This window comes from Pseudomonas sp. Irchel 3E20 (assembly GCF_900187645.1).
Classification (GTDB): domain Bacteria; phylum Pseudomonadota; class Gammaproteobacteria; order Pseudomonadales; family Pseudomonadaceae; genus Aquipseudomonas.
Genome location: NZ_FYEE01000005.1, coordinates 263,788 through 282,523, shown reverse-complemented (window position 1 = coordinate 282,523; position 18,736 = coordinate 263,788). Strand labels below are relative to the sequence as shown.

The 18,736-nt window shown below is 63.9% G+C and carries 14 protein-coding genes and 1 pseudogene; 4 read left to right on the top strand and 11 right to left on the bottom strand.

Annotated elements, in window-relative coordinates:
• Positions 1-148: 148 nt before the first annotated feature.
• The 4 genes from CKW13_RS12170 to hutC form a co-directional block, all read right to left on the bottom strand.
• Positions 149-1,258, bottom strand: a complete 1,110-nt coding sequence (locus tag CKW13_RS12170; protein WP_141233974.1) for a hypothetical protein — start codon at positions 1,256-1,258, stop codon at positions 149-151.
• The gene (locus CKW13_RS12165) at positions 1,255-2,877 is read right to left on the bottom strand and encodes a hypothetical protein (RefSeq protein WP_095108859.1); all 1,623 of its coding nucleotides are present in this window, start codon (positions 2,875-2,877) and stop codon (positions 1,255-1,257) included. Before CKW13_RS12165 ends, CKW13_RS12170 begins: the two co-directional genes overlap by 4 nt.
• A gap of 135 nt (positions 2,878-3,012) precedes the next feature.
• Complete coding sequence (locus CKW13_RS12160) at positions 3,013-3,582, bottom strand: HutD family protein (protein WP_095108858.1); 570 nt, start codon at positions 3,580-3,582, stop codon at positions 3,013-3,015.
• Positions 3,583-3,601: 19 nt separating this feature from the next.
• Positions 3,602-4,312, bottom strand: coding sequence for a histidine utilization repressor (gene hutC, locus CKW13_RS12155; RefSeq protein ID WP_176465098.1), 711 nt, complete (start codon positions 4,310-4,312; stop codon positions 3,602-3,604).
• 144 nt (positions 4,313-4,456) lie between these two features.
• Here hutC and CKW13_RS12150 point away from each other — a divergent pair, with 144 nt between their 5' ends.
• The gene (locus tag CKW13_RS12150; protein ID WP_095108856.1) at positions 4,457-5,821 is read left to right on the top strand and encodes a formimidoylglutamate deiminase; all 1,365 of its coding nucleotides are present in this window, start codon (positions 4,457-4,459) and stop codon (positions 5,819-5,821) included.
• A 51-nt stretch (positions 5,822-5,872) separates the two neighbouring features.
• Here CKW13_RS12150 and CKW13_RS12145 read toward each other — a convergent pair whose 3' ends face one another.
• Positions 5,873-6,442 carry a lipocalin family protein gene (locus CKW13_RS12145; protein WP_095108855.1) on the bottom strand — a complete coding sequence of 190 codons (570 nt, stop codon included), beginning with the start codon at positions 6,440-6,442 and terminating at the stop codon, positions 5,873-5,875.
• Between the two features lie 32 nt (positions 6,443-6,474).
• Positions 6,475-6,729: a hypothetical protein gene (locus CKW13_RS12140; protein ID WP_095108854.1), complete on the bottom strand. Its 255-nt coding sequence runs from the start codon at positions 6,727-6,729 to the stop codon at positions 6,475-6,477.
• Between the two features lie 286 nt (positions 6,730-7,015).
• Here CKW13_RS12140 and CKW13_RS25015 point away from each other — a divergent pair.
• Positions 7,016-8,050: pseudogene (locus CKW13_RS25015) on the top strand (cache and HAMP domain-containing protein); the annotation flags it as partial.
• Between the two features lie 93 nt (positions 8,051-8,143).
• Positions 8,144-8,908: a methyl-accepting chemotaxis protein gene (locus CKW13_RS25010; RefSeq protein WP_371856232.1), complete on the top strand. Its 765-nt coding sequence runs from the start codon at positions 8,144-8,146 to the stop codon at positions 8,906-8,908.
• 74 nt (positions 8,909-8,982) lie between these two features.
• Here CKW13_RS25010 and CKW13_RS12130 read toward each other — a convergent pair whose 3' ends face one another.
• The 5 genes from CKW13_RS12130 to CKW13_RS12110 all read right to left on the bottom strand — a co-directional run bounded on the left by CKW13_RS12130 (position 8,983) and on the right by CKW13_RS12110 (position 17,971).
• Positions 8,983-9,585, bottom strand: a complete 603-nt coding sequence (locus CKW13_RS12130; RefSeq protein WP_095108852.1) for a DUF924 family protein — start codon at positions 9,583-9,585, stop codon at positions 8,983-8,985.
• Positions 9,586-9,588: 3 nt separating this feature from the next.
• Positions 9,589-10,599, bottom strand: coding sequence for a class 1 fructose-bisphosphatase (locus tag CKW13_RS12125; RefSeq protein ID WP_095108851.1), 1,011 nt, complete (start codon positions 10,597-10,599; stop codon positions 9,589-9,591).
• Between the two features lie 222 nt (positions 10,600-10,821).
• A complete protein-coding gene (locus CKW13_RS12120; RefSeq protein WP_095108850.1) occupies positions 10,822-12,195 on the bottom strand; it encodes a DUF3999 domain-containing protein in 1,374 nt (457 codons plus the stop codon).
• Positions 12,192-15,377, bottom strand: coding sequence for a DUF2339 domain-containing protein (locus tag CKW13_RS12115; RefSeq protein WP_095108849.1), 3,186 nt, complete (start codon positions 15,375-15,377; stop codon positions 12,192-12,194). The genes CKW13_RS12120 and CKW13_RS12115 overlap by 4 nt, the downstream gene beginning before the upstream one ends.
• Positions 15,378-15,517: 140 nt before the next feature.
• Positions 15,518-17,971 (bottom strand): glycogen/starch/alpha-glucan phosphorylase, encoded by a 2,454-nt coding sequence (locus CKW13_RS12110; RefSeq protein WP_095108848.1) that lies wholly within the window; start codon positions 17,969-17,971, stop codon positions 15,518-15,520.
• Positions 17,972-18,210: 239 nt separating this feature from the next.
• Here CKW13_RS12110 and CKW13_RS12105 point away from each other — a divergent pair, with 239 nt between their 5' ends.
• Positions 18,211-18,648 carry a YkgJ family cysteine cluster protein gene (locus CKW13_RS12105; RefSeq protein ID WP_095108847.1) on the top strand — a complete coding sequence of 146 codons (438 nt, stop codon included), beginning with the start codon at positions 18,211-18,213 and terminating at the stop codon, positions 18,646-18,648.
• The last annotated feature ends 88 nt before the right edge of the window (positions 18,649-18,736 follow it).

Sequence of the window (18,736 nt, the reverse complement as noted above, 5' to 3'; positions counted from 1 at the left end):
CAAGGGAGTCTGAGAAATTCAGAGCACGACAAGAGAAATCAACAACGACGAACACGTTGTTACCGAAGCAAGGAAACGCCCCCGAATGGGGCGTTCAGTAACAACCGAGAAGGGCGAGGTAGCAGGTAAACGCAATGGCGGTGAACGATCAAAGTGTTGGCCTGGACTGATCCGGGCTCCAGAGCCAGAAGGTGTAGCCGTAGTCGCCTTCCAGCTTGGGAAAAATTGCGCCATCACGGAAATACTGCCGCGAACCTTCACGGGCGGGGCTGAACCACCAACCGGCGTGGGGGCACGGCTCGCCGCTGGCTTTGCGCGGCGGGTGCTGCGGCTCGCTGCCGGGCGCGTCGGCCATGGCGTCGGGGTCGCTGTCTTCAAACTCGCCTTCGAGAAGTTCGACGAAGTACCACTTGCAGGGGCGTTCGGTGAAAGAGTGAACTTGTACTCGGGTACGAGCGTAGAAGTACGACTCTTTAAAGACGCCTTTATAGGGCGATTGCTCAATGAACCTTGCAAGTCCGTTTTCATCGCCCCACAAGCCTGCGCGTCCCAAGGTTTTCAAGGCGTCCAGGCCTATATCATTGAACGTTTTGCATTCTTCCAGCGTTTTCCACATACCTTCGCCGCCTCCGGTCCAGGCAAATTGCAGGGCACCCAGAGGATCATCCTGAGAGACATAAACACCGGTACGTGGCGGAACTTCCCCGGTTTTACCTTCAATATCCATATGCACTTTGAATTTCGGCAAACGAGGAAATTGTTCTTTGAGTTCCTGCCAAATAATCCAGAAAGTTAAATCGCTCCAGTTGCGTTTCATAACTCCGTCAATCATAAAACCGTAGGAAAACACCTCGTTGGCCCGCTCGCGAAACGCTTTCTCCTGTTCTGCGGTGGCCCATTGCATCGAGAACTCGCCCAGCATATGGGCGCATTGATTGGTTCCCGTGATGCCGTAGCACTGGTCGACGCGCTTGGCCATATGCCACATCGTGCTTTGCCTGTAGGCAATCAAGGCTGGAAAACCGCCGGTGCTCCAGTTGGCTGCGGTATCGCGCACGCCCCAGCGTTCGCTGACCATCAGGGGGTCGAGAATCGAACGGCGTTCTAAAAGCATCTCGGCCATAACGATCAACTCTTCGATCTTCGGCAACAACGCGTCCAGGTAACTTTGCGACGAGTAGTAATAGAGCATCGCCGCTTGGCGTTTTTGCCAAAGCGACAGGTGATAAGTCGGGGTCATCGGATAAAGCGGATTCATTTTTTAAACTCCGTTACTTGGCCGGGCAAGTTGGGCAGGCCGAGGCGCACGTTATTAAGTTGGGCATCAAAGTCGGTCATGCCCCAGGCGGTATCAAAGGGGCCGCTGATGGCGGGGTGATTGATTTTTTCGCGCAGGCACTCATAGAACTCCTGCTCTTCTGCCGAAAGGTTCTTGTAACGCTCGTAGTTCATGTCCGGGGCAGGTTCCATGCGACCGGTCTGGCGATCCACGCGGTAGTAGGTCAGGGTGTCGAAGGCTTCAGCGGTGCTTTCGCCGGCGCTGTTGCGGATGAACTTGGCATCGAACTTGAGTTGCTCCCAGCCGCCCTCCAGATAAAGGTCACCTAGTTCGACTTCCCCATCCTTGACCTGGGACGCCGCGGGGCCTTTCCAGACCTTGAGGGTTTCCCCGGCCTTGAGGTCGTACACCACGAACTGGCCATTGACGTTCCAGTCCGGCCACACCGCCAGGTACTTGCGCCAGGCAGACTTGGGGTTGGCTGAATCCATGATTTGTTTGAACACGGCTTCCGTGACCCAGTCCTGGGCACTGGCGACACTGCCGGGGCCTAAGATGCGGTAAAGGCGTTGGGGGCCTTTGAGTTCATCCGCCTCCAAGCCCTTGGCGAAGGTTTGGATCTGCTTATCATCGAGGCGCGGAAATCCTTGGGCGGCTCTTCTGTTTACCTCGTCTATGTAGTCCTTCGGATCGACGGGACTAAACACCCCCGGCTTCCCCCGACTCAACCACCCCGGCAACGGCTTCGCATCCCGCATCAATTTCACCGCCCGCGCCTCGGGCAATCCGCCGTGAAAGTGCACATTCACCGTGTTCAGGATCGCCCGATGCTGCATCAGGTCTTCCATTTCCAGCCGGCGGATCACGATGTCGAGGGCGTCGCGTATCGGTTGTAGCGCTTTGCCGATATGGGCATTGGCCTGTAGGCGCACGGCCTTGACCATGTTCAGGGTTTGCTCGGCCTTGGCGGCGGCCCCGGGGACGTATTTGACTTTGCCCAGTAGGGTGTTGAGCAGGGCAATGCCCCGGTCGAAGGCGTGCAGCAACCTCAAGACGTCTATCTGGTTGCGCACCTTCTTGATGGCGTCAGCCAGTTCCTTGAACACTTGGCCCCACTCCAGGCCACGCCAGTACTTCACCACTTCCTTTTTACGCAGCAGGGTGATGACCCAGGTCATCGCCTCGTCCACGGCCTTCTCCACGGCATGGCCGCCCGAGCGGCGGATGAACAGGAAGAAGATTTTCAGCACGCCCTTGACCAGGGAACCGAGCACCGGAAACAGGCCGATCAGGGTCAGGCACAGGCCGACCCAGGCCCAGGTGTTGCTTTGGTCTTTTTGCAGTTCGCGGCAGTTGGCGACCAAATCGCGCATGTCGCAGACCTGGTCTACCAAGGGCACCATGGAGACCGCCGCGTCGAAGGCGATTTGCCCGGTGCTGCGGTCCTGGTTGAAATCCCCCTGGATCGCCTCCCACACCCAAAGGGCGGTATCGACACTGGCGTCGAAGAGTTTTTCCGGGGCGCCGGTAATGTACGCCAGGGCGACGCGCATGTTGTCGGCGGGGACAGTGGGTTCTGGGGGAGAGGATGGCGGCATGGCACGCACTCGCGCAGGACAAAACGCGATGCTAGCGAAGCAATTTATTGCGCGAAATCAGACCAAACGGACGCGATTGGTGGGAAGTGGACTACGCCAGGTTGCACCTGCCATGGGCGGGTGCTTGAACCCGGATCAGGCTGGGGTCAGTTCGATGATGCAGCACGCACCGTCGCTGGCGATCTCCAACAACTCAACATTACCGTCCACTTGCAGGCAGTCATGACGCCCCAGATGCTCGCGGTTCCCCACCACGGTCAGTTCCAGGTTTTCACTCACGCTGAACACCAGCACGGTGCCTGCCGAGCTGAAGAACCGCTGCTCGCCGCTCAGCCACTGCAAACGGGCGTGGTAGCGCTGGGGGGCGTAGATCAGGTTGAAATCGCGGATCGCCCCCTCAAGCAAGGTGCAGGCAACTTCGCTGGCGCCGCTGAAGGCGAAGGGGTCCAGGGGGCGCAGTGGCCGGGTGGCCTGGCCGTCGACGGTGAGGACCATGCCTGCGCCTTGCAGCACAGTGATGATGCGTTGGTAACCGTTGAAGGTGGAAAACCCGCCCGACTCGCCGATGTCGGCAATCGATAGGCGCCAGCCGAAGCCGTCCAGGCCGGTGCCGGCGTCGCGGGTGATTTCTTCGGTGCTGCCACCGCCGTTTTTCCAGGGCATGCGCGGATAGTCAGCCGCGCGCAGAACCTTCAGGTGGCTCATGGGGTGCTCTTCTTTTCATTTATTTGTGAAAACGCCCTTCCAGGCGATGACGGGAGCCGGGGTGGATCAGGCGCGCCGCCGTCACGGGTTGGCGGCCCGACCAGGTGCGGCGGCGGATCAGCAGGCACGGTTCGCCCGGCTCGATTTGCAGCAGCGCACATTCCTGGGGGTCGGCGAGGATGGCTTCGACCACGTGCTCGCCTTCGGTCAGTGGCGCAACCTGATTCAGGTAGGCGTAGGGGGTTTGCAGGGTGAAGTCCTGGGCGAGGTAGTCCGGCGCGACCAGGGCGTTGACGAAACGGTCCTCGATTTGCACCGGGATGTCGTTCTCGTAATGCACGATCAGCGAGTGGAACACCTTCTGCCCTTCACGCATGTCCAGGGCCACGGCGCGCTCGGAGCCGGCGGCCTCTTCGCCCAGGGTGACGACCTTGCAGGTGTGGCGATGGCCGCGCGAGGCGATCTCATCGGCGATGTTGTGCACTTCAAACAACGCGGACTGGCTCTTGGGCTCGGCGACGAACGTACCGACCCCTTGCATGCGCACCAGCAGGCCATCGGCCGTCATCTCGCGCAGGGCGCGGTTGATGGTCATGCGGCTGAAACCCAGTTGGCTGACCAGTTCGCTCTCGGACGGCACGCGGTAATGGGGCGGCCAGTTTCCGCTTTCGATCTGCTGGGTAATCATCTGCTTGACGCGGGCGTACAAGGGCGCCGGACTGTCACCCATTTGGGCGGCCAGCGGGGAAACGGCAGGCGGAGTCGGCACAGGAAATCCTTGTGAATGATTAAAGGCTGCTAGCTTGCCGGAGTTTACCGGGCAGGCAAACGTCTGTATATGTATATACAAATAATCACGATGGGGTTTTGAACCATGTCCGCCTTCTTTGCCGAACGCGCACTGCTGCCCAGTGGCTGGGCCAACGATGTTCGCTTTGAGGTCAGCGCCGACGGCGTGCTGACCCATATCCAGAGCCAGGCCAGTGCCGACGGCGCCGAGCGCCTGCGCGGGCCGCTGCTGCCGGGGATGCCCAACCTGCACTCCCACGCGTTCCAGCGCGCCATGGCCGGGCTGGCGGAAGTGGCAGGTAACCCCAACGACAGTTTCTGGACCTGGCGCGATTTGATGTACCGCCTCGTCGGCAAGATCAGCCCCGAGCAACTGGGGGTAATCGCCCGCCAGCTGTACATCGAAATGCTCAAGGCCGGCTACACCTCAGTAGCCGAGTTCCACTACGTGCACCACAACCAGGATGGCCAGCCCTATGCCAACCCGGCCGAGCTGTCGCTGCAAATCAGCCAGGCCGCCAGCGCCGCCGGTATCGGCCTGACCCTGCTGCCGGTGCTCTACAGCCACTCAGGCTTTGGCGGCCAGGCGCCGAATGACGGGCAGCGGCGTTTCATCAACAGCACCGAGCGCTACCTCCGGCTGCAGCAAAGCCTGCAACCGCTGCTCGCCGCGAAGCCGGCGCAGGCCCTGGGCCTGTGCTTCCACTCCCTACGGGCAGTCACGCCGCAGCAAATCAGCGAAGTACTGGCGGCCAGCGACAAGCAGTGCCCGGTGCATATCCACATCGCCGAGCAGCAAAAGGAAGTCGACGATTGCCTGGCCTGGAGCGGCTTGCGCCCGCTGCAATGGTTGTACGAAAACACTGAGGTCGATGAGCGCTGGTGCCTGGTCCACGCCACCCACGCCAACCCGCAGGAAGTCAGCTTGATGGCCAAGAGCCAGGCCATTGCCGGTTTGTGCCTGACCACTGAGGCCAACCTGGGCGACGGGATTTTCCCGGCCGTGGACTTCCTCGCCCAAGGCGGGCGCATGGGTATTGGCTCCGACAGCCATGTGTCGTTGAGCGTGGTGGAGGAATTGCGCTGGCTGGAGTACGGCCAACGCCTGCGCGACCAACGCCGCAACCGCCTGTATCGCGCCGACCAACCGATGGTCGGGCGCACCCTTTACGACGCGGCCCTGGACGGCGGCGCCCAGGCCCTGGGGCAGAACATCGGCGCCCTGGCCGTGGGCAAGCGCGCCGACTGGCTGGTGCTGGACGGCAACGACCCGTATCTGGCGACTGCGGACGGCGACGGCATCCTCAACCGCTGGCTATTCGCCGGCGGCGACCGCCAGGTGCGGGATGTGATGGTCAATGGGCTGTGGGTGATCCGTGATGGGCATCATGCAGGGGAAGAGGACAGCCGCCGCGCCTTTACCCAGGTGTTGAGGCAGTTGCTGGGTTGAACCCACGCCCTGTGTAGCAAGCGGGCTTGCTACGACGGTGGGGTTCTTCGCTCAATGCGAGGTCTTGGCCATCTGCCGGTCCGAGACGCGCCAGATCAGGCGGGTGGTGTCGTAGCCTTGCTGGCGGGCGCGGCTGAGCAGGTCTTCACGCTTGACCGCGTTGATTTCCGGGGTCCGCGACAGCAGCCACAGGTAGCGACGGCTCGGGCTGCCGACGATGGCGGTCTTGTAGTCGTCGCTGACGTACAGCACCCAGTAGTCGCCCTTGGCCACACCCGGCAGCAGCCTACTGAACCAGGTGTCGAACTCAACCGACAGCTTGTCGGTCTTGCCCGGCACTTGCGGCGAGGCCGTGCCCCGGGCTTCTTCCCATTGCCAGTCCTGGGTCAGGCAGCGGTTGAGCACCGCGACGTTGCCGTCGGGCTTGAGGCTGTAATGGGCTTCGGACTGCGCGCAGTTGCGCTGGAAGTACATGGGTAGGCGCGCCAGTTCATACCAGGCCCCTTGGTAACGCTTGAGGTCAACCTGGTTGACGGTCTTGGGCGCCAACCCGTCATCGCCAGAAGTGGCGCAACCGGCCAAAGCCAGGCCGGCCATAAGAGCTATTACTAACCGCATCATTATTCTTCTCCCGTGGGCGCCAGGCCCCGGATTTACTTCAGGCCTTGCCCGGAGAACATCAACACTTTGTCACCGGCGTACTGCACGCTGATAAAGCTGTTTTTGTCGCCCCAGGTGCAACTGGACATGCCCAGGGCGCCGGAACAGTCGGTGGGTTTGCCCAGCAGGGATTCGACCTCGGCCTTGGGCATGCCCGCCGACAGTTTCGAGTAGTTTTCCTGATTGACCTTGCTGCATGCGGCCAACAACACGCAAAACGCCAGCAACGCGATAGATCGCAACGACATGGTGGAACTCCTGGGGCGAAAGGGGGAGGCATGGCTGCCAACCAGAAGCTTAGAAGAGAAAACCCCCATCTGGTTCCCCGTGTAACTGGGTATTTCTTGAACGGTAACGTCTTCATTTGCCAAATAAATCAGCCACTTCCTGAGGGCTGCGAACATTTCGTCGGTTTTGCCGAAAAACCCCTCACCTTTACCGCCCGCCAGACGACATAGAAGCAGCACAAGCCCCCGCAGTGTGGCAAATTGCCTCCCCCCTCTCGCCGACCAGCCTTTGCGGTAGTAAACCTCCATGACCCGAAACATGAAATTCAGCCACAAGATCCTCCTGGCCGCCGCCCTGGTGGTCGCTGTGGCCTTCGCCTGCTTCATCCTGTTCAACGATTACCGCCAGCGCCAGAGCCTGCGCGCCAGTACCGAAACCTCGATGCAGGAACTGGGCAGCCTGACCACCGGCAATATCCAGACCTGGCTGGAAGGCCGCATCCAACTGGCCCAATCCCTGGCCCAGCAGATCGGCGTAGAAGGCGCCACCCCACAAAACCTGGCACGCAGCATCGGCCTGCCCGCCTACACCAGCAATTTCCAGCTCAGCTACTTCGGTGGCCAGGACGGCGCGATGACCTCGGTGCCTACCGGCAACCGCCCAGCCGACTACGACCCGCGCGTACGCGGCTGGTACAAAGCCGCCATTGGCGCCGGGCAAACCATCGTCACCGAACCCTACGTCTCGGCTTCTTCGGGCAAACTGGTCATCACCGTCGCCACCCCGGTGCAGTACCAGAACCAAACCATCGGCGTCAGCGGCGCGGACATCGACCTGAGCAGCGTCAGCGCCATCATCAACTCCCTGGACTTCGACGGTCACGGCCACGCCTTTATCGTCAACGCCCAAGGCAAAGTGTTGATCCACCCGGACAGCAAGTTGCAGCTCAAGACCTTGGCCGAACTCTACCCCGCCGCCACGCCTGCGCTGCGCAGCGGTTTGCAGGAAGTCGAGGTGGATGGCCAGGCGCAATTCATCGCCCTCACCCCGGTCAAAGGCGTGCCGTCCGCCGATTGGTACGTGGCCCTGGTGCTCGACCAAAACACCGCGTTCGCCATGCTTGGCGAGTTCCGCACTTCGGCCATCATCGCCATGGTGATTGCGGTGGTCATCATCATCGCTTTGCTGAGCATGCTGATCCGCCTGCTGATGCAGCCGCTGCTGACCATGGGCCGCGCCATGCACGACATTGCCGAAGGCGAAGGTGACCTGACCCGGCGCCTGACCATTCACGGCCACGACGAGTTCGGCACGCTGGGGGTGTCGTTCAACCGCTTCGTGGAACGCATCCACAGCTCGATCCGCGAAGTGGCCTCGGCCACCGGCCAGGTCAACGAAGTGGCAGTGCGGGTGGTCAGCGCCTCCAACTCGTCGATGCTCAACTCCGACCAGCAGGCCTCGCGCACCAGCAGCGTCGCGGCGGCCATCAACCAGCTCGGCGCCGCGGCCCAGGAAATCGCCCAGAACGCCGCCCTCGCCTCCCAGCACTCCAGCGAGGCGCGCAGCCTGGCCGAGGACGGCCAGCAAGTGGTGGACAAGACCATCGGCGCAATGCAGCAACTGTCGGCGAAAATCAGCGATTCGTGCGGCAACATCGAAACCCTCAACAGCCACACGGTGAACATCGGGCAGATCCTGGAAGTCATCACCAGCATTTCCCAGCAAACCAACCTGCTGGCCCTCAACGCCGCCATCGAGGCGGCCCGCGCCGGTGAGGCCGGGCGTGGCTTCGCGGTAGTCGCCGATGAAGTGCGCAACCTCGCGCACCGCACCCAGGACTCGGCGCAGCAAGTGCAGACAATGATCGAGGAACTACAAGTCGGCGCCCGCGAAGCGGTCAGCATCATGACCGACAGCCAGCGCCAGAGCGAAACCAGCGTCGGCATCGCCAACCAGGCCGGCGAGCGGTTGGTCAGCGTGACTCAGCGCATCGGCGAGATCGACGGCATGAACCAATCGGTGGCCACCGCCACTGAAGAGCAGACCTCGGTGGTGGAGTCGATCAACGTCGATATCACTGAAATCAACACCCTGAACCAGGAAGGCGTGGAGAACCTGCAAGCCACCCTGCGCGCCTGCGCCGACTTGGAACAACAAGCGGCGCGGCTCAAGCACTTGGTGGGCAGTTTCAGGATTTGAGCTGAGCGTTAGGGCTCTATCGCGAGCAGGCTCGCTCCCACACAAAAGCTATCCATTGTGGGAGCGAGCCTGGCCTAAAAGCGCGACCCCGGCCCCGCCAGAAACGCCACTTCCTCAGGCGTGCTTGCGCGCCCGAGGATGTCGTTGCGGTGGGGGAAGCGCCCGAACCGAGCGATCACCTGCTGGTGCCGTTGGGCGTAGTCCAGGTTGCTGGCGAACACGGCGCGCTCGTGCGGCGGTTGTTGGTCGTGCAGTTGGCTGAAGCGCGAAACCGCTTCGTTCTGCACCGCCAGGTTTTCGCAGTGTTCGAACACCAGGTAGATGAACACGCGGCGGATCGGCGGCAATTGCCGGTCGAAATCCGCGGCAATGCCTTGGGCCACCAGGGCCTGGGCCCGCAGGTCACCGAAAAATGCTTTGGGGGTGTCGCGAAAGATCATGCGTGGCAGTTGATCGAGCAGTAGCACCTGGGCCAGCCAACCCTCGGGACATTGCGTCCACCCGGTCAATTCGCCGGCCAGGGCCTGCTCCACCAGGGCCGCGAAACGCGTGCGCGCTTCAAGGTCCTGGCTGTCACGCTTGCCGAACCATAACCCGCCCTTCTGTGCAGCCACTGCGTTGGGCTGTTCGGCTTCACCGAACCACCATTCAAGCAACGGCTGCCAGGGCGCGGTCATGGTTTATTCCTTGTGGTAGGCCGTAACGCGCTCGACTTCTTCTTTGGAACCGAGGAACACCGCCACCCGCTGGTGCAGGCCTTCTGGCTGGATGTCGAGGATGCGCTGGTGGCCGTCGGTGGACACGCCGCCGGCCTGTTCCACGAGGAACGACATCGGGTTGGCTTCGTACATCAGGCGCAGTTTGCCGGGTTTGGACGGCTCGCGGCTGTCGCGCGGGTACATGAACAGGCCACCGCGGGTCAGGATGCGGTGCACGTCAGCCACCATCGCGGCAACCCAACGCATGTTGTAGTTCTTCTTCAGTGGGCCGCTCTCGCCTTCGAGCAGTTCACTGACGTAGCGCTGGACCGGGGCTTCCCAGTGGCGCTGGTTGGACATGTTGATGGCAAATTCCTGGGTCGCGGCCGGGATGGTGATGTCTTCGTGGGTCAGCACGAAACTGCCCATTTCGCGGTCCAGGGTGAAGCCTTTGACGCCGTCGCCCAGGGTCAGCACCAGCATGGTCTGCGGGCCGTAGATCGCGTAACCGGCGGCGACCTGCTGGGTGCCTGGCTGCAAAAAGGCCTTTTCGTTCAGGGCTTCGTTCTGGCTCAGGTGTTCGTTGGGGCAACGCAGCACCGAGAAAATGGTGCCGACCGGCGCGTTGATGTCGATGTTCGACGAGCCGTCCAGCGGGTCGAACACCAGCAGGTACGCGCCTTTGGGGTATTTGCCGGGGATCTGGTAGGCGTTGTCCATTTCTTCGGACGCCATGCCGGCCAGGTGGCCGCCCCATTCGTTGGCTTCGAGGAGGATTTCGTTGGAAATCACGTCGAGTTTTTTCTGCACTTCGCCCTGCACGTTTTCGGTGCCCATGCTGCCCAGAACACCGCCCAGTGCGCCTTTGGAAACGGCGTGGCTGATTTCCTTGCAGGCGCGCGCCACGACCTCGATCAGGAAGCGCAGATCGGCAGGAGTGTTGTTGCTGCGGGTCTGCTCAATCAAATAGCGACTCAGGGTAACGCGGGACATGGAAGGCTCCGGAGGATGGGGGGCGAAAAACCCGCGCAGTTTAACGCGAGTGCGGGGGCAATTGCTCTTATCAGACGAGATTCAGCGGATTGAGTTCAGATTGGGCGGCCGCCACCATCCTTGCCCGAATGCGGGGCCCGCCCGCGATGGTGGCATGCCTGCCGATAGAGAGGCAGCGGCTATACAGGCCCCATCGCGGGCAGGGCCCGCTGCCACACGGGCCTATTGTTTGCGCAGCAGGCTGAACGCCATACCCGCCAGCGCCAGCACACCCAGCAGCAGGACGGCCCACAGGCTGAGTTTTTTCCAGTCGGTGCCCGCGACAATCGGTAGCGGCTCGGTCAGTGGCCCGGCGACCGGGGCGCTGGCGACCGGCACGCTGGCGTCCACCCGAGCCTGGCCGAGGGTCGCCAGGCGTTCGGGGCGGTAATCGGGAATCAGGGTTTCCAGGCCCAGGCTTGCCGCTTTCGCCGTTGGGCTGCCCAGCGCCAGGGTGTAGGGCCCCGCACCGCGCGCAAGGAACACCACCTGGCTGGGGCGCACCGCCACGTACAGGGCCGGCGCGGCCAGGCCGAGGCCACCGCCGCGGCCGTCCACCGCGAGTTTGAGCTGCTGCACAACCTGCCCGGGCAACTGCAGTTGGTCTTGCACCACGTCTTGGCCGTTCTGGCTCAGGCGATACAACAAACCGCCCCCCAGCGAGTACCACGGCGCGCTGCTGTCGCGGCGCCCGTAAAGCAGCACCGGGGCCAGGGTATTGGCTTCGCCCATTTCCAGGCGCAAGCGCTCGACACTCAGCGCCACCGGCAGTTGCCAGGTGTATTCGCCGTCCTTGACGCTGCTGCCGGTCAGGCGTTGCGACCACACCAGCGGCTGCGGCAGGCGCGTGCTGCTGGTGCTGCGCACTTGCACCGAGGTGAGCGCCGGCGCCGCTTGCGGGGCGTTCCACAGCAGGCGCAGGTAGCGCGCCGGTTGCCCGGGCAAGCTGACTTCATGCTGTTCGACCCGCTCGTCGGCGAACGACAGCCGTGCCACCTGCCCTTCGCCCCAGGCCCGCCAGCGCTGCAAGTCGTCGCTGGCCTCGATGCTGAAGCGCTGGAAGCCGTCGCGATCGGTCCAGTCGAGGATCAACTGCTCCAGCGGTGCCTTGACCGCACTGGTATCGAGCAGCCAACCGCGCAGCACTTCCTCGCCGGCCTCAAGTTCAGTGGACGGCTCCACTTGCACCAAGGTGCCGCTGGCGTTCGACTGCACCCGCACGCTGGGCTTGGCCTCGGCCGCGTCGGCGGCGCTGTACAGCGGGAACCATTTCACCTCGTGCAGGCTGCGCTGTTCATGGGTTTGCGCCGGCTCCCGGGCCACCGCGTAGGCCATCGGCTCACCGGCGGCGTTGAACACCCGCATGTCCGCTAGGTCGCTGTGGCGTGCCAGCATCTGCACGGCCAGCGGCAACTCGAGGCGGTACCACGGGCCGTCGCCGCTCAGGGTCAGGGGTACTTGGGTGGCGAAGTCGCCGGGTTGGTCCTGGGCCTGGGCCGCCAGCGCCAGGCACAGGCCCAGCGCGCCCAGCCATCCGCGGTTCAGCGTTGCAATCAAGACGACACTCCTTGCTTTTCGTTACCCGCGTTGGCGGGCGTTTGCACACGTTTGGGCGGCAGCGGCGCGAAGTAGCCCACCACCAGCAACAGCACACCGACGCCGATAAACGAGACGATGCGGGCCAACCCGCCACGGTTGCTCAGTTCGACAAAAAACAGCTTGGCCACCACCAGCGCGATCAAGGCCGCACCCACCAGCCAGACTTCGCGGCGATGGCGCAAATGGCCGCCGATCATCAAGCCCAGGGCCATGAGGGTCCAGACGATGGACAACCCGGCCTGCACCCGCATCGACGCCAACAGCGCATCCAACTCAAAGGGGACGCCGCTCCACTGATGGGCGCCGCGCATCACCAGCGCGGTGAAGAACGCGAACAGCGACACCCCCACCAACAATTGCCCCAGGCGCTGTGCGTGGTCGGCGCGCAGGCCCCACTGGCCCCACTGGCCCGCCGCGCTGCGCGACCACAGGTACACGCCGAACAGAGCGAACAACAGGCCCAGCTCCAGCGGGTTGAGCAGCGGCACATAAGGCAGCGGCTCGGCGTTGCCCGCGCTAAAGGCGTTGGCCAGCCAGAACCACACCAGCATCAACCCCGCCAGCGGCAGCGCAGCGTACACCCGGTACTCGCGGGCATAGGCCGACACCGGCCACGGCCAGGCCCGGGGCAGCGCTGCCAGCACCAGGTACAGGCTGGGCAACAGCGCCCAGCCCAACCAGCGCCAGGCGTTGTACTGCTCGGCCATCAGCACCATGGCGTAGCGCAATTCCAGCGCCAACACGCCGATCAGCAGCCAGCAACCCAGCACATGGGCCGCGCTCAAGGCCCTGGCAGGCAACATCGGCGCCAGGCGCCGCAGGCTGAGGAAATGCACGGCGAACAGCAGCGGCCAGGCCAGCCAACCAAAGTCCACCGCCGGGTGATAGCCCTCGAAGTAGCCCGCGACCAGCACCACTGCCGCCACCGGCACCCACCCGGTGCACAGCAGGGCCAACATCGGCCAGCGCAACCGCAGCGCCAGCCACGCCCACAGCGCCATGCTCAGGGCCAGTGCCACCAGTAGCAGCGCGGTATGCAGGTCAGTCGGGGCAAAGCGCAGGATTTCGCTGGCCCAGGCCCGGGCCCACCAGAGCGCGCCCCACAACGACAACGCGGCAGACAAACGCGGTAGGTCCAGCGGCTGCCACGCCGTGGCCAAGGTTTGGCGATGCAGGCGCCACGCCCCGATCAGCCCCGCCAGGCCCAAGGCCAGCGGCGCCCAGAAACTGGCGTGGGCCAGCACCGTGGCGTCTTCCGCCGCCGCCCGCCCCAGCCACGCCGCGAAGAACATCAACCCGGCGCCCACCTGCACCGCCAACGCGCACGCCACAACGGTGCGCGAAGCCAGGCGCAAACCCGCCAGTAAACTCAACAGGCCCAGCAGCGCCCAGCCGATCGTCGTGCCGGGCACCTGGAACAACAGCGGCGCCAACAGGTACACAAAGCCCAGCCCCGCGCCGGCCAGCCCCGGCAGCAACCAGCCTTCCCACACGGCCCGTTGTGGGGGCGCGGCGCGGCGCAGTTGCCAGAAGCTGAACAGCAGCGCTACCCCAAGCAGCAACGCGCCCAACGGCGGGGCGTCGAGCAGGCTGGTCTGGCCGCCCCGCAGTTCGCTGACAAACGCCAGCGCCGCGCCCGCTTGCAGCAACAAGGCGAAGGCGCGGGCCATGACGCGCTGTTGGCGCAGGCCGAGCCAGACGATCCCGGCGCCCTCCACCGCCCAAGCGGCGGACGTCCAGCGCGCATCCAAGCCCAGCGGGATGGCCAGGCTGGCGAAAATCACCCCCAGCGCCAGGCAGGTTTCGCTCAGCAACAAGGCGCGCCCGCCCGCCAGCATCCGGGCCAGCGCCATGTAGACGATCCCCAGCGCCAGGGCGCTGAACGCCGCCGCGAACTCCAAGTGCTGCACCAAGGCGAACTGCAAGCCGAAGCCCACCAGCGGCGGGCCGAATAGCAGCGTGCCGTCGACGTAATCGCCCTTGCGCGCCGCCCACTGCAACAGCGCTGCACGGCTGTCATCGGCCGGGGCACCGGGCATTTCCAGCAACCTGCGGCGGGTGAATAGCAAGCCAATGGCCAGGTACATCAGGAAGAACAGAATCAGGAACGGCTCGGTGCTCCACAGCAGTTCCGGTGTGTAGGCGCGCAGGCCCCACGCCAGGCCGATGCCGAAGGTGCCGACGAAGCCGATCACATTGAGCAGGCGCCAGGCCTTGAACCAGGCGATGGCCAGGATGCCGGTGTTGAGCAACGCGAAATAGCTGAACAGCGCCACGTGGCTACCGGCGCCGGTGGAGGTAAGGATGGGCGCGGCAAAGCCGCCCAGTGCGGCGGCCGCCGCCAGGGCGAGGGCGTCCTGGGTGACCGCCAGAATCGCGCAGAAGACCGTCACCGCCACCAGCAGGCCCAAGGCTGCGGTCGGGTCGATCAACGGGTGCAGGCGCATGGCTGCGAACACCGTGAGATAGAGCACGCCAATCCCCGCGCCCTGGAGCATCACGGCGTATTGGCGGTTGCGCAGGCGCAGCCACCAGCCCAGGCCCAGCAAGCCGAGGGCGACGGCAGCCACCCCGGCGTAGCGCAACTCCAGTGGCACCACCACGCCTTCGGTGGCGTAGCGCAGCAGGAACGCCAGGCCGAGGAACAACAGCAGCACCCCGACCCGCAACACGGTATTGCCGCCCAACAGCCAGTTGCGCGCCGAGGCGATGGCGCGGTCGATCAGGTTGGGTGTACGCGGCGGCGCAGGTTGCTGTGGCGCCGCGGGTTGCCAAGGGTCGGCGGGGGTTGGCTCGGCGGTGGGCAGGTCGGCGGGCAGTTCCCAGACCAGTTCCTGGGCGGGCGCGGTGGGTTCGGGCGCAGCGGCCATGACCGGTTCAGGCTCTACCGGTTCAGGCTCTACCGGTACTGGGGCGGGGGCGGGGGCTTGGACGTCGGCGGCCGGGCTTTCCACCAGGGCCAGGCGTTGCTCCAACGCGGCCAAGGCCTGGCCCTGCACTGCCGCTTGCGCGCCCAGGCGCGAGAGGACGATGGCCTGGCCCAGGCCCAGGCCCAGCAATGCGCCGACCAGGGCTTCGCCGGGCTCCTCGTCGAGCAGCCAGCCCAGCAGCAGGCCGATGAGCATGAACATCCATTGCATGGTGAGATCCCTAGTGGTTCGCGATGTTCTGCACCGACCGGCAGACCGCTATCGCGGGCAGAGCCCGCTCCCACTCAGGGGCAGGGGTACAGGAGCATGGGGCGCAGTGGGGCTGAGTATATCGGCCGCGCCGGGCTTGCCTAGTCCATGGCTTTCCATATGTCGGTGGCGTATTCGCGAATGGTGCGGTCGGACGAAAACCACCCCATACGTGCGCTATTGAGCACCGCCGAGCGCCACCAGGCGTCTGCGTCGTGCCACAGGGCCTCGACGCGCGCCTGGGCATCCCAATAGGCGTCGAAATCTGCACACACTAAGAAACGATCGTAATCGATCAGGCCATCGATCAATGCGGTGTAGCGCGCCGGGTCGTCGTGGGAAAACACACCGCTGCGGATGGCCTGGAGCACGTCGCCCAGGCGCCGGGACGCGGCGATATCGGGCGCGGCGTTGAACGCGCCGTCGCGCTTGCGCTGTTCCACCTGCTGGGCGCTGAGGCCGAAGATGAACATGTGCTCGGCGCCAATGCGCTCGCACATTTCCACGTTGGCGCCGTCCAGGGTACCGATGGTCAGCGCGCCGTTGAGGCCGAATTTCATGTTGCTGGTGCCCGAGGCCTCGAAGCCTGCGGTGGAGATCTGCTCCGACAGGTCCGCCGCCGGGATGATGCTTTCGGCCAGGCTGACGTTGTAGTTGGGCAAGAACACCACTTTGAGCAAGCCGCGCACGGTAGGGTCGTTGTTGATGGTGCGGGCGATGTCGTTGGTCAGTTTGATAATCAACTTAGCCTGGTGGTAGCTGGCGGCGGCCTTGCCGGCAAAGATCTTCACCCGTGGCACCCAGTCCACGCCCGGCTCGGCGCGGATCGCCTGGTACAGGGCCACGGTGTGCAGCAGGTTGAGCAGTTGGCGCTTGTACTCGTGGATGCGCTTGACCTGCACGTCGAACAGCGCCTCGGGGTTGATCGCCACGCCCAGGCGTTCGAGGACGATTTCCGCCAGGGCGCGCTTGCTGTGCAGGCGCTGCTCGGCAAATTGCTTGCGAAATTTGGCTTTTTCGGCGAACGGTTCCAGTTCGATCAGGCGCTGCTCGGCGCTGTCGAGCAGGTCCGGGCCCAGCGCTTGGACCATCAACGCGGTGAGTTGCGGGTTGGCCTGGTACAGCCAGCGGCGGAAGGTGATGCCATTGGTTTTGTTGTTGATGCGTTGCGGGTAGAGCCCGTGCAACTGGGCGAACACGGTGCTGCGCATCAGTTGGGTATGCAGGCCCGACACGCCGTTGACGCTGTGGGAGCCGAGGAACGCCAAGTTGCCCATGCGCACGCGGCGGCCGTTGTCTTCCTCGATCAGCGACACCGCGCGCAGCAGGTCGAAGTCATGGATGCCCTGGGCGCGCAGCGAGTCGATGTGCTGGGCGTTGATGAGGTAGATGATCTGCATGTGCCGCGGCAGCATGCGTTCCATCAGGCCCACGGGCCAGGTTTCCAGCGCCTCGGGCAGCAGGGTGTGGTTGGTGTAGGACAGGGTTTGCACCGTGACCTGCCAGGCCTGGTCCCAGGGGATCTCGTACAGGTCGACCAATTGGCGCATCAACTCGGCCACGGCAATCGAGGGGTGGGTGTCGTTGAGCTGGATCGAGGCATGCTCGCCCAGGCTCAGCACCGAGCCGTGCATGTTCTTGTGGCGGCGCAGCAGGTCCTGGAGCGAGGCCGAAACGAAGAAGTATTCCTGGCGCAGGCGCAGTTCCTGCCCCGCTTCGGTGCTGTCGGCCGGGTAAAGCACCCGGGAGATGCTTTCGGCCCGCGCCACCTCGGCCACGGCGCCGAGGTGGTCGCCGGCATTGAAGCGTTCCAGGTGCAGGTCTTCCATGGCCCGGGCGCGCCACAGGCGCAAAGTATTGACGCTGGCGCCGCGCCAGCCCACCACCGGGGTGTCGTAGGCCACGGCGCGCACGGTTTCGGCCGGCCACCAGACCTGGCGCGGCTCGTCGGTGTCGGCGTCGACCGTTTCCACGGCGCCGCCGAAGCCGATCGGGTAGATCACCTCCGGGCGCTCGAACTCCCACGGGTTGCCGAAGTCCAGCCAGTGCTCGGTCTGCTCCTGCTGCCAGCCATCGACAATCGCCTGGCGGAACAAGCCGTGCTCATAACGGATGCCGTAGCCATGGGCGGCAATGCCCAGGGTCGACATGCTTTCCATGAAACACGCCGCCAACCGCCCCAGGCCGCCGTTGCCCAGCGCCGCGTCCGGTTCCAGCAGGCGGATGCGCTCCAGGTCGACGTTGAGTTCGCCCAGGGCTTCGCGCGCCACTTCCAACAGGCCCAGGTTGCTCAGGCTGTCGTAAAGCAGGCGGCCGATGAGGAATTCCAGGGACAGGTAATAAACGCGCTTCTGGCCCTTGCGGTAGATCTGCCGGGTGTGGTCCATCCAGTGCTCGACCATGTGGTCGCGCGCCGCCAGGGCAATGGCCTCGAACCAGTCGTGGTCGAAGGCGTGATCCGGGTCCTTGCCCACGGCGTACGTCAGTTTGGTCAGGACAGCCTGGCGAAATGCGGCCACGTCTGCTTCGCGAACAACCAGTGGTTCTTGAGTCATCAATAGGACCTCGGGCGAGCATGAAATTGTCTGAGCCTAGACGGTGTGACAGGCACAGGGCGCTCTGGTTCGGCAGTTTCTGTCAGGGGGGGCCGAATAAGCATCTGGGATGCAGGGCGCGTGCCGAATAACTCGCCAATAGGCCGGTCATGGAAAAAAACCGGCGAAAGGTTGTTCAAAAATCCACCACTCCCGGTATGATCGCGCGCCCTGATGCACACGCCGGTATAAAGCCCCACATGATGAAGCCCAACCTGATCGCCGCCGCGGAAATCGACCGACTCGATACCTGGGCCAAATACTCCGCGCCCATGTGCGGCTCCTGCGTGTCCAGCTGCTGCACGCTGCCGGTGGAGGTCAAGATCAAGGATCTGATCCGCATCGGCATAGTCGATGAGTTCGAGCGCGGCGACCCGCCGAAGAACATCGCCAAACGCCTGCAAAAAGAAGGGATCGTGGAGCGCTACAACCAGAAATCCGAGATCTTCACCCTGCAGCGCATGAGCAACAACGACTGCCTGTACCTGGATCGTAAGAGCCGCCTGTGCACCATTTATGACAAGCGCCCGGACACCTGCCGCAACCACCCGAAAATCGGCCCGCGCCCGGGGTACTGCGCCTACAAGCCCAAAGAAGTGGCGCGCCAGACCACCACGCGGGTAATTGAGCGGTTCTGAGGCGCCTCAGAGGCCTTATCGCGGGCAAGCGGAGCGCCCACAATCGAAATGCAGCCCCTGTGGGAGCGGGCTTGCCCGCGATAAGGCC